Here is a 12913-nt window from a genome sequence, read left to right as displayed (position 1 = left end):
GAGACGGCGCGACAGATAAGTTGGCTGAACGTGCCTTCTTCCTCTAATTTACGTAAATAATTCAGAAAGAACCACTCGGATGGAGCACAAGGGTTGGCTTTTCTTCGCTCCATCCCAATCTGCATAAGGAGCCAGAAGATGGCTGATGAAAAAAAATCCCCTGTGACTTTCACAAAAAACGATGTAGAAATTATTGCACGCGAAACACTTTACGACGGTTTTTTTTCTATTGTTCGTTATCGTTTTCGCCACCGTCTTTTTAATGGTGAAATGAGCGGTGAAGTGCAGCGCGAAGTTTTTGAGCGCGGCCATGCTGCTGTCCTGCTACCCTATGATCCCCTGCGTGATGAAGTTGTGCTGATCGAACAGATCCGCATCCCGGCGCTTGATTCCAGTGCCACGCCCTGGTTGCTGGAAATGGTGGCGGGGATCATTGAGCCCGGTGAGACCATCGAACAGGTGGCGCGGCGCGAAGCGGTGGAAGAAGCGGGCCTCAAGGTTGGACGCACCAAACCGATAGTGAGTTACCTTGCCAGTCCAGGCGGCACCTCAGAACGCCTGTCGATTCTGGTCGGGGAAGTGGATGCCAGCCAGGCAGAGGGAAATCACGGGCTGGAGGAAGAGAATGAGGATATTCTTGTCCATGTGGTGAGCCGCGAACAGGCCTATCGCTGGGTGGAAGAGGGGATAATCGATAACGCAGCGTCTGTCATCGCCTTGCAATGGCTGGCGTTGCACCATGAGAAACTAAGAGAAGAGTGGAAGCCAACATGAGACAGCGCTATACCCCTGACTTTCCCGAAATGATGCGCCTGTGCGAAACCAATTTCGCCCAGCTACGCCGCCTGCTGCCTAAGGGCGACGAAGCAGGTGCTTCGGTGACCTATCAGGTGAATGGCGCCAGTTATCAGCTGACCATCGAGGAATCAACGCGTTACACTACGCTGGTGGAAATCCGCCAGGTCGCTCCCGCGGTGAGCTACTGGAGCCTGCCGTCGATGTCGGTGCGGCTCTATCATGATGCGATGGTCGCTGAAGTGTGTTCCACACAGCAGATCTATCGTTTTAAAGCGCGCTATGATTATCCTAATAAAAAATTGCATCAGCGCGATGAAAAACATCAGATAAACCAGTTCCTTGCGGATTGGTTACGCTATTGCCTGGCGCACGGTGCCGTGGCATTGCCCGTCTGCTGATAGCGTATAATGTGCGCAATAGCGTGGAGATTAAGGAAACGCTTTGGATAGCCTGCTAACTCTTCCTGCGGCGAGTGGGGCCGATATCAGGATTTTACAAATCACGGATACCCATCTTTTCGCAGGAAAACACCAATCGCTGCTTGGGGTGAATACCTGGTCGAGTTTTGATGCAGTGCTGGACGCCATTGAGGCGCAGCAGCGCGATTACGACCTGATTATCGCCACAGGCGATCTTGCTCAGGACCATTCGGTCGAAGCTTATCAGCATTTCGTCACCGGTATTGCACGCCTGCCTAAACCCTGCGTCTGGTTGCCCGGCAACCATGATTTTCAGCCCGCGATGGTCAATACGCTGGCCGAGGCGGGGATTGCGGCAGATAAGCATGTGTTGCTGGGAGAGCACTGGCAGCTGGTGCTGCTTGATAGTCAGGTCTTTGGTGTCCCACACGGGATGCTGAGTGAATATCAGCTGGAGTGGCTGGAAAAAACACTGGCTAAATTCCCGGAGCGCCACACGCTGGTGTTGCTGCATCATCATCCGCTGGCGTCCGGCTGTACCTGGCTGGATCAGCACAGTCTGCGCAATCCGCATCAGCTGGAAGCGGTGCTACAAAACTTCCCGCGTGCGCGTAATCTGGTGTGTGGTCATATCCATCAGGAACTGGATCTCGACTGGCATGGCCGCCGCGTGTTGGCGACGCCATCAACCTGTGTGCAGTTCAAACCGCACTGCACCAATTTCACCATTGATACGGTAGCACCGGGCTGGCGCTGGTTTACACTCAAGCCAGATGGCCTGTTGCAAACTGAAGTGGATCGTCTGCAAACTGACGCATTCCGACCTGATCTTGACTCCGAGGGTTATTAAACGATGGCGGCGCTGATTTATCTGCATGGATTCAACAGCTCACCGCAATCGGCAAAAGCCACGCAGTTGCAGCAGTGGATGCAGCAACAATATCCGGCAATCCAGGTGATTGTGCCGCAACTGCCCCCGTTTCCTGCCGATGCGGCCATGGTGCTGGAAGACCTGGTACTACAGCATGCAGGTGAAACGCTGGGGTTAGTGGGATCGTCGCTTGGCGGCTATCTGGCGACCTGGCTGTCACAATGTTTTATGCTGCCTGCGGTAGTGGTGAATCCCGCCGTACGGCCCTTTGAACTGCTGGTGGATTATCTCGGTGAGAACCAGAATCCCTACACCGGTCAGCAATATGTGTTAGAGTCACGCCACATTTACGATCTGAAAGTAATGCAGATTGACCCCCTGGAAGCACCCGATCTAATCTGGCTGTTGCAACAGACTGGCGATGAAGTTCTCGACTACCGTCAGGCGCTGGATTATTACAGCGCATGTCGTCAGACGGTCGAAGAGGGCGGCAATCATGCTTTTACCGGATTCGAACGCCATTTTACGCAGATTGTTGATTTTCTCGGGTTGAACCACCCCTGACAACTGTGTAGTGTGCCAATTTTCATATTGCTAATCAGACAGTTACGATGAGCCAATCAAGTTATAATGCCGATGCCATTGAGGTCCTGACCGGCCTTGAACCTGTACGTCGTCGTCCTGGCATGTACACCGACACCACACGCCCTAACCATTTGGGTCAGGAAGTGATCGATAACAGCGTCGATGAAGCGCTGGCCGGTCACGCCAAACGGGTTGAAGTGATTCTGCACGCCGACCAGTCACTGGAAGTCATTGATGACGGCCGTGGCATGCCGGTGGATATCCACCCGGAAGAAGGGGTGCCGGCGGTTGAGCTGATCCTTTGCCGTCTGCATGCGGGCGGTAAATTCTCGAACAAAAACTACCAGTTCTCCGGCGGCTTGCACGGCGTGGGCATCTCGGTGGTCAACGCCCTGTCGAAACGTGTTGAAGTCACGGTGCGCCGTAATGGCGAGGTCTACAACATCGCGTTTGAGAACGGCGATAAAGTGCAGGATTTGCACGTTACCGGTACGGTGGCGAAGCGCAACACCGGGACCAGCGTACATTTCTGGCCGGATGAGAGTTTCTTCGACAGCCCACGCTTTTCCGTTTCCCGCCTGAGCCACCTGCTGAAAGCCAAAGCAGTGCTGTGTCCGGGGGTGGAAATCGTCTTTAAAGACCAGGTCAACAATACCGAGCAGAGCTGGTGTTACCTGGACGGTCTGACTGACTATCTGTGCGAGGCGGTTAACGGGCTGCCGACGCTGCCGGAAAAACCCTTTGTTGGCAGCTTTGCCGGTGAAGTGGAAGCGGTTGACTGGGCGCTGCTGTGGCTGCCGGAAGGCGGCGAACTGCTGACGGAAAGCTACGTCAACCTGATCCCGACTATGCAGGGCGGTACGCACGTCAACGGCTTACGTCAGGGTCTGCTGGATGCGATGCGCGAATTCTGCGAATTCCGCAATATCCTGCCGCGTGGGGTGAAACTCTCGGCGGAAGATATCTGGGATCGTTGCGCGTATGTGCTGTCGGTGAAAATGCAGGATCCACAATTCGCCGGACAGACCAAAGAGCGCCTGTCATCACGTCAGTGTGCTGCCTTTGTTTCGGCAGTGGTGAAAGATGCCTTCAGCCTGTGGCTGAATCAGAACGTGCAGGCCGCAGAACAACTGGCGGAACTGGCGATCTCCAGCGCACAGCGTCGTATGCGTGCGGCGAAAAAAGTGGTGCGTAAAAAACTCACCAGCGGACCGGCACTGCCGGGTAAACTGGCGGACTGCACCGCGCAGGATCTGAATAAAACCGAACTGTTCCTTGTGGAGGGTGACTCCGCAGGCGGATCGGCCAAGCAGGCGCGCGATCGTGAATATCAGGCGATCATGCCGCTGAAGGGTAAGATCCTGAATACCTGGGAAGTCTCCTCGGATGAAGTGCTGGCTTCGCAGGAAGTGCATGATATTTCGGTTGCGATCGGTATCGATCCTGACAGCGACGATCTCAGCCAGCTGCGTTACGGCAAGATCTGTATCCTGGCGGATGCGGACTCCGATGGTCTGCATATTGCCACGCTGCTGTGCGCGTTGTTTGTGAAGCATTTCCGCTCGCTGGTGAAAAATGGCCACGTTTATGTGGCGATGCCGCCGCTTTATCGTATCGATCTCGGCAAAGAAGTGTATTACGCCCTGGATGAAGACGAGAAAGAAGGCGTGCTGGAGCAGCTGAAGCGTAAAAAAGGCAAGCCGAACGTGCAGCGCTTCAAAGGTTTGGGTGAAATGAACCCGCTCCAGCTGCGTGAAACCACACTCGATCCCAACACCCGCCGCCTGGTGCAGCTCACCGTCAGCGATGACGATGTGGAGCAGACCCTGCGCGTGATGGATATGTTGCTGGCGAAGAAACGATCCGAAGACCGCCGTAACTGGTTGCAGGAAAAAGGCGATTTAGCCGACATCGAAGTTTAAGAAATCAGGGCGCTGCGGCGCCCTTTTTTATCGGCACCGCTAAAGGAAGCAAACAGTGAAGATCACGCTGGAAGAACTACGCGCCTGGGTCACAGTGGTGGATACCGGTTCGATCACCAGCGCCGCCGAGCAGCTGGAACAAACCAGTTCCGGCATCAGCCGGGCGCTCAGCCGTCTTGAGAGCAAACTCGCTACCACCTTGCTGCATCGCACCACACGCCGCCTGGCACTGACAGAGGAAGGACAGATCTTTCTCGAACACGCCCGTCAGATTCTGGCATCGGTGGAGCTGGCAGAAGAACAGATTATCCAGCGACGTGATATTCCTGCCGGACGTTTACGCGTCAACGCCGCGGCTCCCTTTATGCTGCATGTGATTGTGCCGCTGGTGGACGAATTCCGTCAGCGTTTCCCGCAAATCCAACTGGAGCTGAACACCGACGATATCGTGATTGATCTGCTGGAGCAGCAAACCGACATTGCTATCCGCGTGGGTGAGCTGCGTGATTCCTCGCTGCGTGCCAGGGTGCTGGGCAGTAGCGCTATCCGGCTGCTGGCCAGCCCGGCTTATCTGGCAAAGCATGGCGAGCCGGAGACGGTAGCCAGTTTGCAGGATCATCAACTGCTGGGGTTTAGCCAGCTTGAGGCTCACAACGTCTGGCCGGTCTGGCAACAGGAAGGGGTGTTTTTGCGGGTCAGGCCAACGCTGGCGGCATCGAGTGGCGAAACCCTGCGTCAGCTGGCGCTGGCGGGTCAGGGCATTGTGCGCCTGTCGGATTTTGTCAGCCGCGAGGATCGCGCCAGTGGCAGGCTGGTACAGATTCTGACAGCAGAAACTCGCGAGCTACGTTTGCCGATTCACGCCGTCTATTACCGCAATCAATCACTGGCTTCACGTATTCGCTGTTTTCTGGATTTTTTGCGGGAACAGATTGAGGAGAAGGGATTGTTGTAGGGTCGCGATTTATCGCGACCGCTAACTTAATGTGCCGCCGCTTCCAGCACCAGAATCTTCACATCCACCACATCATCTTTAATGATGGCGCGGTGTGCATCCATATGCGGCATCTGCTGATGCTGCTCCAGATGGCGCAGCGATTCCCATTGCTCCAGCATAAAAATCGAGTCCGGGGAATTGTGCTTCCACGGCACCTGCGCCTGGTGGTCCACCAGCGCATCGTATTGATGGCAACCTTCTTCCTGCAACACGGTGGGGATCAGGCGGTTAATCGCTTCCAGTACCGCTGCACGGCGTCCCGGTTTGATACAGATTTCAGCAACCACAGTCAGCATGAGATGTCCTTTTTTTACCGTTGTGCTTACAGTTAAGCAAAAATTTGGCTGAGATGAGTCCGATAACGTTCGATATCACGCGGCACGTCCGGTTGCTTAATCACATCATTACAAATAAAGGTCGGCAACCCGGTCATACCGAGGAATTGGTTGGCTTTGTGGAAATGCAGATACAGGCCGTCAACACCCACACCTTCAAAGAATTGCTCCGGATCGGTGAAGGCCTCCAGCGGCGCATTCCAGGTCAGCGACAGCATATATTTTTTGCCCTGAATCAGGCCACCAGAACCGTATTTTTTGCTGGCGTCGGCGCGGCTACGACCGTCGCTGGCATAGAGTGAGCCATGGCCTTCAGTAAACACGTCATCGATATACTTTTTCACTGTCCAGGGTTCGCCCATCCACCAGCCCGGCATCTGATAAATCACCACGTCGCTGGCGAGATATTTTTGCACTTCGTCGGCAACCACATAGTCGCTGTCCGCCACGGTGACGCTAACGTCATGGCCCAAATCGCGCAGCAGGCTGGCTGCCACCTCGGTTAGCGTATGGTTCAGCTCGCCTTTCGAATGGGCGAAGGTTTTACCACCATCAATAATTAAAATTTTGCTCATGCTACATGCGCTCCGTGTGAGAAATTTACGCTCACTCTACGCGCGCGCCCGACAGGGAAAAATGTGTTTTGGATCACAAGACTTTTGCTTTTAACGCAATAATGCGGCAGCGTGTGAAACAATCTGCCAGCAAACACTACACAGAGAAGAAAAATGAAAACCATGTTATTCAGCGCGTTACTTCTGGTCAGCGGCGTCGCCCAGGCGCAATCCCATCTCGATCAGGTACGTGAAAGCAAAACCCTTAAAGTCTGCACCACCGGGGATTACAAGCCCTACAGCTATCTGCGCAGTGACGGGCAGTATGAAGGGCTGGACATCAGCATGGCAGAATCGCTGGCGGAAAGCCTGGGTGCCAAAGTGCAGTGGGTGCCCACCACCTGGAAAACCCTGAGTGAAGATTTTGTCGCGCGGAATTGTGACATCGCGCTGGGTGGCGTGTCGGTCACGCTGAAACGCCAGCAAATTGCCTGGTTCGCGCAGCCGCTGGGTGTCGATGGCAAAATCCCGCTGGTACGCTGTGCCGACAAAGCGAAGTATCAAACTATCGACCAAATTAATCAGCCGCAGGTACGCGTGATTGAACCGGCGGGCGGCACCAACGAAGCCTTTGTGCACAGCCATCTGCCCAATGCCTCGCTGACGTTGTTCCACGATAACGTCACCATTTTCCAGCAGCTGGTGGATAAAAAAGCGGATGTGATGATTACCGACGCATCAGAAGCGTTGTTCCAGCAGAAGCACTATCCACAGCTGTGTGCGCTCAATCCGGAGCAACCGATGCAGTACGGTGAGAAGGCCTATATGATCCCGCGCGATGATATGAGCTGGAAGCAATATGTCGATCAGTGGCTGCATCTCAGCACCGCCACCGGTGATTATGCTCGCATCGCTGAGCAGTGGCTGGGTGTGATCAAATAACCCGATTGCACCCGTAGCGGCGCGATTCATCGCGCGCCCTGGCCCTTAAAACCAGTGCGATAAATCGCGCCGCTACGCCGAACGGCATCCCGCAATTAACGATACAAGCTGGCTTTGCCCAATCCGCCAAACAGGTTCATTTTGTAGCGAATCACCCCTTTCGCCGCCGCGATGGCCTCCGGGTAGATGACGTTCGGATCCCACCAGGTTTCCCGCGCCAGAATCTCGCGCACTTTCTGGAAGTAGGCGAACTTCATATCGCTGGAGATATTAATTTTCCCCACCCCCAACGTCACCGCCTCGGCAATCTCGGCATCCGGGTTAGCGGAGCCGCCATGTAACACCAAAGGAATGGTCACACGCTGCGAAATGTCCTTAAGAATATGCATCTGCAATTCTGGCTTCATATTTTTCGGATAGATACCGTGCGCGGTGCCAATCGCCACCGCCAGAGTATCCACGCCGGTGCGCTGGATAAAATCCTCTGCCTGCGCCGGTTCGGTGTAAATCACCTTGCTGACGCCGCCTTCCACCGTGGTGCCGGTATCGCCGATGGTACCCAATTCACCTTCGACCGACACGCCCACCGCATGGGCCAGCTTCACCACTTCTTTGGTCAGTGCGACGTTCTCTTCATAGGGCAGCAGCGAACCATCAATCATGACCGAGGTAAAGCCGCACTGGATGGCGCGCAGCACCTGAGCGATGGAAGCACCGTGATCAAGATGAATGGTGAAAGGCACTTTGCTTTTCAGCGTACGTTCCCGCACGTAGCCAAAGAACTCATCGGTGACAAACTCCAGTTCACTGGGGTGGATCGAGATGATGGCTGGCGTGTTTGTCGCCTCAGCTTCCTCCACCACGGCGCGAATAAAGCAGCTATCCGCGACGTTAAAAGCGCCGATGGCAAAACGGTGTTCACGGGTAGGTGCCAACATCTCTTTCATAGAAATCAACATGTTATGTTTTCCTTCAGGTGATGTTTAGTCAGGGCCGACGGCAACGCCGACCCGATGATGAATAAAATTGGGAAAATCTGTGATTTATCGCGCGGGTGTCAGGCTTTGCCCGCCGAACCCGACCAGCTCAGGTACTCGGCCACCACTTCGCGGCAGGCGGATTCCATCAGCCCGAGTAAATCCGCCAGCTCGGCGTGGGGATGCTGCTTCATCGCCTGTTGCAACGCGTGCTTACCGGCATCAAACACCGCAGCACCGACGTTAATCTTGGCGACGCCAAACTGGCTGACGCGGCGTAAATCCTCGGCGGGTGTTCCCGAGCCACCATGCAGCGCCAGCGGGAGTGGTGAGACGGCATGCAGTTCCTGCAAACGCTGGAAATCAATTTTCGGCTGCACGCCAGCCGGATACAGCCCATGTGCGGTCCCCACCGACACCGCCAGCAGGTCGATGTGCGTTTGCTCCACGAACGGCAGCACATCCGCTACCTGCGTCATCTTCACGGCGGCATCGGCCAGTTGGTAGGTCGGGGCATCGGCGATATGGCCCAGCTCGCCCTCGACGCACACGCCAGCGGTATGCGCCATTTTCACCACCTGGGCGGTTTGACGAATGTTCTCCGCCAGCGGCTCGGATGACGCATCGATCATCAGGCCGGTAAACCCGGCGCGAAATGCCTGACCAATCAGCGGAAAGGCTTTGCCGTGGTCGAGGGCCAGTGCTACCGGCACCGTGGCATCTGCTGCCAGCGCCTGTACCAGCGGCACCGCCACGGGGGGAGGGAAATGTGCGCTATGCCCCTGATAAACATTGAGGATCAACGGAGCGCGCTGCTGTTCGGCGGCCTGAATGGCGGCGCGCGTGGTCTCAAGGTTAAAGCAGTTGATCGCCAGCACTGCGTACCGCTGCTGCGCTGCTGCCCGAATCAGGTCATTCATCATGGCAAACATGGTGGCTCCTTATTCCAGAGTGAATTTGATCTCTTCATCGCGGACGCCAGGGGCCTCCACATCGTCGAACTCTTCATCCGCCTGGGTAACGGTTTTCTTCATTAGCGACAGCATCACACCGCACACCACGGTGCCGATGCCAAGCGCCAGACAGAACAGCCAGGGTTTGGTGAACAACGGCACCACAAACATGCCGCCATGCGGTACGGGTGCTTCCACGCCCCACACCATGATCAGCCCACCGGCAATCGCCGAGGCCACAACGCAGCTGGCGACCACGCGCAGCAGGTCACGCGCGGCTATCGGAATCACGCCTTCGGTGATCATGCAGATCCCCATCGGGAAGGCGGCTTTCAGCGCCTCTTTTTCGGCTTTGGTGTACTTGTGACGCGTCAGCAGGAAGGAGAGGGTGATGCCGAAAGGCGGAATCATCGAGCCGACAAACTTCACCGCCTCCGGCCCGTAAATACCATCGACCAGCATGCCATCGGCAAACAGCGACATGGTTTTATTGATGGGACCGCCAAAGTCGAAGGTGGCCATGGCACCGAGAATCGCGCCCATCACAAACTTCGAGCCGCCCTGCATCGATTCCAGCAGATGAATCAGCGTCTGCTGCAACCAGACAATCGGCTGGCCGATAAAGGTCATCATCAGTAGCCCGGCGATGATGGTACTGAGCAGCGGCAGCACCATGATCGGCATCAGGCCTTGCATCGACTGCGGCAATTTAATGGTGCGGCGCAGCAGCAACACGGTGTAGCCAACCAGAAAACCGCCGAGGATGCCGCCGATAAAGCCGGTGCCAATTTGGCCGCAGATAAAACCGACGATCAAACCTGGGGCAAAGCCGGGGCGATCGGCGATCGAGTAAGCGATCGCCGCGCTGATCAACGGGACGATCAGTCCCATGCCCCAGCCGCCGATCTGGTTGAGCATCCAGGCAAGGGTGCCGGTGTGTTTACCGACATCCGGCCCACCAATCACCTGGCCTAAGGCGATGCAGATCCCGGCGGCGACGATCAGCGGAATCATCCAGGAGATACCGGTGAGCAGATGCCCTTTGATCTCCTGGCCATACTGGCGTTTGTTGTCATTCATGATGGATCTCCTCAGGCGCGCGCCAGTGAATCCGCCACTTTTTCGAGGAATTTCACCGGTGACTTGATCACCACTTCGGTTTTCACCCTCACGATAGGTTTGCCCTGGAAACGCTCTTCACCTTTGATCTTCACGTCAACCGCGAGGATCACCACATCCGCAGCGGCGATCGCTTCGCTGGTGAGTTCCGTTTCGGTGCCGATGGTGCCCTGCGTTTCGACGTGGATGGTGTGGCCCAGTGCATGGGCACCCTTTATCAGTTTTTCCCGCGCGATGTAGGTATGCGCGATGCCTGCCGTGCAGGCCGCTACACAGACGATGTTCATGTGTCACCTCAGAAGAGTAGGGTTAACAGAGGTCGGTTTCGGCGTACTGACTAAACAGCCGGATGATATTGCCGGGGTCGTTTTCCACCAGCAGTTGGGCAATCACCTCATCATCGGCCAGCGCGCTGGCCACCTGCGACAACAGGCGAATGTGGGTGGTGTTCTGATCTTCCAGTCGCACTGCGAACAGGATGATGCAGCGCACCTGGCTGCCATCCAGCGTTTCCCAGGGGATATCCTGCTGGGTACGCCCAATGGCTAACGTGGTTTGCCGCACGGCCGCTGATTTGCCGTGGGGAATGGCGATATGGTTTTCAAAGCCGGTGGAGCCTTCCGCTTCACGCAGCCAGACATCGGCGATAAAGGCTTCGCGATCGCTGATGGCACCGTCCTGATAAAGCAACTCGGTGAGTTCGTTAATCACTGCTTCTTTGCTGGTGGAAGTCAGGGCCAGATTGACGCGGCGCGGCGTCAGAATGCGGGAAATATCCATCAATCAGTCCTCATTCAATTAATGTTCAGCCAGGGCGTCATTCGCCCGGTGCGGCAGCTGGCTGCCAATCATGGCGTCAGTCACCCGCCGGATATCGTCATCGTTAAAAAATGCACTGACATACACGCTGGGAATGGCTCCGGCGGCGAGGTGAATGGTGGTAATCACCAGGTCCACCGCTTCACGCTGGCAAAAGGCGGCGTGATTACTCGCCGATACCACCCCGGCGATTTCCCAATCCGGGAAGGCGCGCAGAATCCGACTTTTCAGCAGATGTGAGGTGCCGACGCCGCTGGAGCACACCACCAGAATGCGTTTGTGGGCAATCTGCCGCTCCAGCGCCGCCTGAAAATGGACGCAAAGGTAACCAATTTCATCATCTGCTACTGGTGAAAGATCGTAAGCGTTCGCCGTCAATTGCATCGCCTGTTGCGTCAGGAAAAATATTTCTTTCATCTCCTGCTGAATATCTTCCAGCAGCGGATTACGAATATGGATGTGATATTTAAGGCGATTTAATAACGGCTTAATATGCACCAGTAATCCGTCGAATAATAAGCGGTCCTGAGATAAATCCTGCTGAATTAATGCCGAGAAACGATCGATTAATTCACAGGTTATTTTGACCGATTCCGCAGTGGAAAATTGATTATGCAGCGGCGCATGATCACCGCGTTCTTCCACCACAATGCCGGACGAGACAATATATTGATAAATAAATCCCACCTCATCCGCCGGAAGCGCACAGCCGATGCGTGCTTCAATCTGGCTGACCATCTGCTGCGCAATGGTCAGGATGCGTTTATCCAGGTCCTGCGCGGCAAGCGTGGTCTGTAAGGCCAGCGCGTTACCCTGCGCCATGCGATGCATCATGATTAAGATGTGAGTGCACAGATTGAGATACCAGGCATCACCCAGCGGATAACTCAGCTGCTGCTCCATCTGTAACAGCAGCGCCTGCACAAAAGCCACATCCTCGTCACCGAAGTAATGCACCAGCGCCTGCTGGCTACCGGGATCGAGCCGGGGCAGTAGCGGTGTGCCCGCCACGTTTTGCTGCATCACATCATTAATCAGCGACACCATCGCCTGGCGCAGCGTCTGTTCATTGCCTTCAATGTGCGTGCCGCCGGGGCCGCGCGCCAGTGTTAATCCCAGCGGTTGCAGCCACTCTTCAATCACTTTCAGGTCATTCACGATCGAGGCGTGGCTGATAAAGTAACGCTCTGACAGCTTGCTGATCGAGGTTTCACGCGGTGCGTCACTCAGCAACTGAGAAGCAATTTTTACCCGGCGGCTGTTGTGACTCAGGGCATCGCTGTTGTCATCCCCGTTCAGTTGCTGCTCCAGTTGCAGGCGCTGCTGGATATCATCAACCCGCAACCGCACGCCGCGCCCTGGGGTTTTCTCCAGCACCATGGTCCAGTTACTGAGCCAGGCTTCCAGCCATTGCAGGTCGCGGTAGATGGTTTTTTCTGATACGCCGAGCTGCTGCGCCAGTTGCTTTAACGGCTGAGGTGCGGCCTGTTGCAGCAGCAGTTTTACTAATCGGTGTTGTCGCGAAGTCAGTATTTGCATTCGGTCACCCTTTATTTTGGCAAAACCGTGTTCTGCTATGGTGTTTTTTATATTTTCCAGATGCCAGAAATCAGGAACGCAAA

At 55.5% G+C, this 12913-nt stretch carries 15 protein-coding genes; 7 read left to right on the top strand and 8 right to left on the bottom strand.

Translation table 11 applies throughout. The annotated features are described in order from the left end of the window. Positions 1–138: 138 nt before the first annotated feature. From nudF to HA50_RS17610, 6 genes are read left to right on the top strand one after another with little or no spacing between them, the layout of a single operon-like run. Positions 139–774, top strand: a complete 636-nt coding sequence (gene nudF / locus HA50_RS17635; protein ID WP_084876856.1) for an ADP-ribose diphosphatase — start codon at positions 139–141, stop codon at positions 772–774. Beyond that, entirely contained in the window at positions 771–1196 is a 426-nt protein-coding gene (locus tag HA50_RS17630; protein ID WP_084876855.1) for a DUF1249 family protein, read from the top strand. Before nudF ends, HA50_RS17630 begins: the two co-directional genes overlap by 4 nt. A gap of 43 nt (positions 1197–1239) precedes the next feature. Beyond that, positions 1240–2067, top strand: a complete 828-nt coding sequence (gene cpdA / locus HA50_RS17625) for a 3',5'-cyclic-AMP phosphodiesterase (protein WP_084876854.1) — start codon at positions 1240–1242, stop codon at positions 2065–2067. Between the two features lie 3 nt (positions 2068–2070). Beyond that, the gene (gene yqiA, locus HA50_RS17620; protein WP_084876853.1) at positions 2071–2652 is read left to right on the top strand and encodes an esterase YqiA; all 582 of its coding nucleotides are present in this window, start codon (positions 2071–2073) and stop codon (positions 2650–2652) included. Between the two features lie 47 nt (positions 2653–2699). After that, a complete protein-coding gene (gene parE / locus HA50_RS17615; RefSeq protein ID WP_084876852.1) occupies positions 2700–4595 on the top strand; it encodes a DNA topoisomerase IV subunit B in 1896 nt (631 codons plus the stop codon). Between the two features lie 55 nt (positions 4596–4650). Further along, on the top strand, positions 4651–5550 hold the full coding sequence (locus HA50_RS17610; protein ID WP_084876851.1) for a LysR substrate-binding domain-containing protein: 900 nt from the start codon (positions 4651–4653) through the stop codon (positions 5548–5550). 26 nt (positions 5551–5576) lie between these two features. Here HA50_RS17610 and HA50_RS17605 read toward each other — a convergent pair whose 3' ends face one another. Both HA50_RS17605 and HA50_RS17600 read right to left on the bottom strand, forming a co-directional pair. Continuing rightward, on the bottom strand, positions 5577–5888 hold the full coding sequence (locus HA50_RS17605) for a putative quinol monooxygenase (protein WP_084876850.1): 312 nt from the start codon (positions 5886–5888) through the stop codon (positions 5577–5579). A gap of 32 nt (positions 5889–5920) precedes the next feature. Further along, the gene (locus HA50_RS17600) at positions 5921–6502 is read right to left on the bottom strand and encodes an NAD(P)H-dependent oxidoreductase (protein ID WP_084876849.1); all 582 of its coding nucleotides are present in this window, start codon (positions 6500–6502) and stop codon (positions 5921–5923) included. Between the two features lie 153 nt (positions 6503–6655). Between HA50_RS17600 and HA50_RS17595 the strand changes: the two genes are divergently transcribed. Further along, positions 6656–7423: a transporter substrate-binding domain-containing protein gene (locus HA50_RS17595; RefSeq protein WP_084876848.1), complete on the top strand. Its 768-nt coding sequence runs from the start codon at positions 6656–6658 to the stop codon at positions 7421–7423. A gap of 95 nt (positions 7424–7518) precedes the next feature. Here HA50_RS17595 and HA50_RS17590 read toward each other — a convergent pair whose 3' ends face one another. The 6 genes from HA50_RS17590 to HA50_RS17565 form a co-directional block, all read right to left on the bottom strand. Next, a complete protein-coding gene (locus tag HA50_RS17590; protein WP_084876847.1) occupies positions 7519–8382 on the bottom strand; it encodes a ketose-bisphosphate aldolase in 864 nt (287 codons plus the stop codon). Positions 8383–8480: 98 nt separating this feature from the next. Next, positions 8481–9332, bottom strand: coding sequence for a class II fructose-bisphosphate aldolase (locus HA50_RS17585; RefSeq protein WP_084876846.1), 852 nt, complete (start codon positions 9330–9332; stop codon positions 8481–8483). A 9-nt stretch (positions 9333–9341) separates the two neighbouring features. Further along, entirely contained in the window at positions 9342–10433 is a 1092-nt protein-coding gene (locus HA50_RS17580) for a PTS fructose transporter subunit IIC (protein WP_084876845.1), read from the bottom strand. A gap of 11 nt (positions 10434–10444) precedes the next feature. Beyond that, the gene (locus HA50_RS17575; protein ID WP_084876844.1) at positions 10445–10759 is read right to left on the bottom strand and encodes a PTS fructose transporter subunit IIB; all 315 of its coding nucleotides are present in this window, start codon (positions 10757–10759) and stop codon (positions 10445–10447) included. A 22-nt stretch (positions 10760–10781) separates the two neighbouring features. Next, positions 10782–11252, bottom strand: a complete 471-nt coding sequence (locus tag HA50_RS17570; RefSeq protein WP_084876843.1) for a PTS sugar transporter subunit IIA — start codon at positions 11250–11252, stop codon at positions 10782–10784. A gap of 18 nt (positions 11253–11270) precedes the next feature. Further along, a complete protein-coding gene (locus tag HA50_RS17565) occupies positions 11271–12830 on the bottom strand; it encodes a BglG family transcription antiterminator (RefSeq protein WP_084876842.1) in 1560 nt (519 codons plus the stop codon). Positions 12831–12913 lie beyond the last annotated feature (83 nt).

Source organism: Pantoea cypripedii, from assembly GCF_002095535.1.
Taxonomy (GTDB): domain Bacteria; phylum Pseudomonadota; class Gammaproteobacteria; order Enterobacterales; family Enterobacteriaceae; genus Pantoea; species Pantoea cypripedii.
Note: the sequence above shows the minus strand (reverse complement) of the source record. Positions and strands in the feature narration are given on the sequence as shown.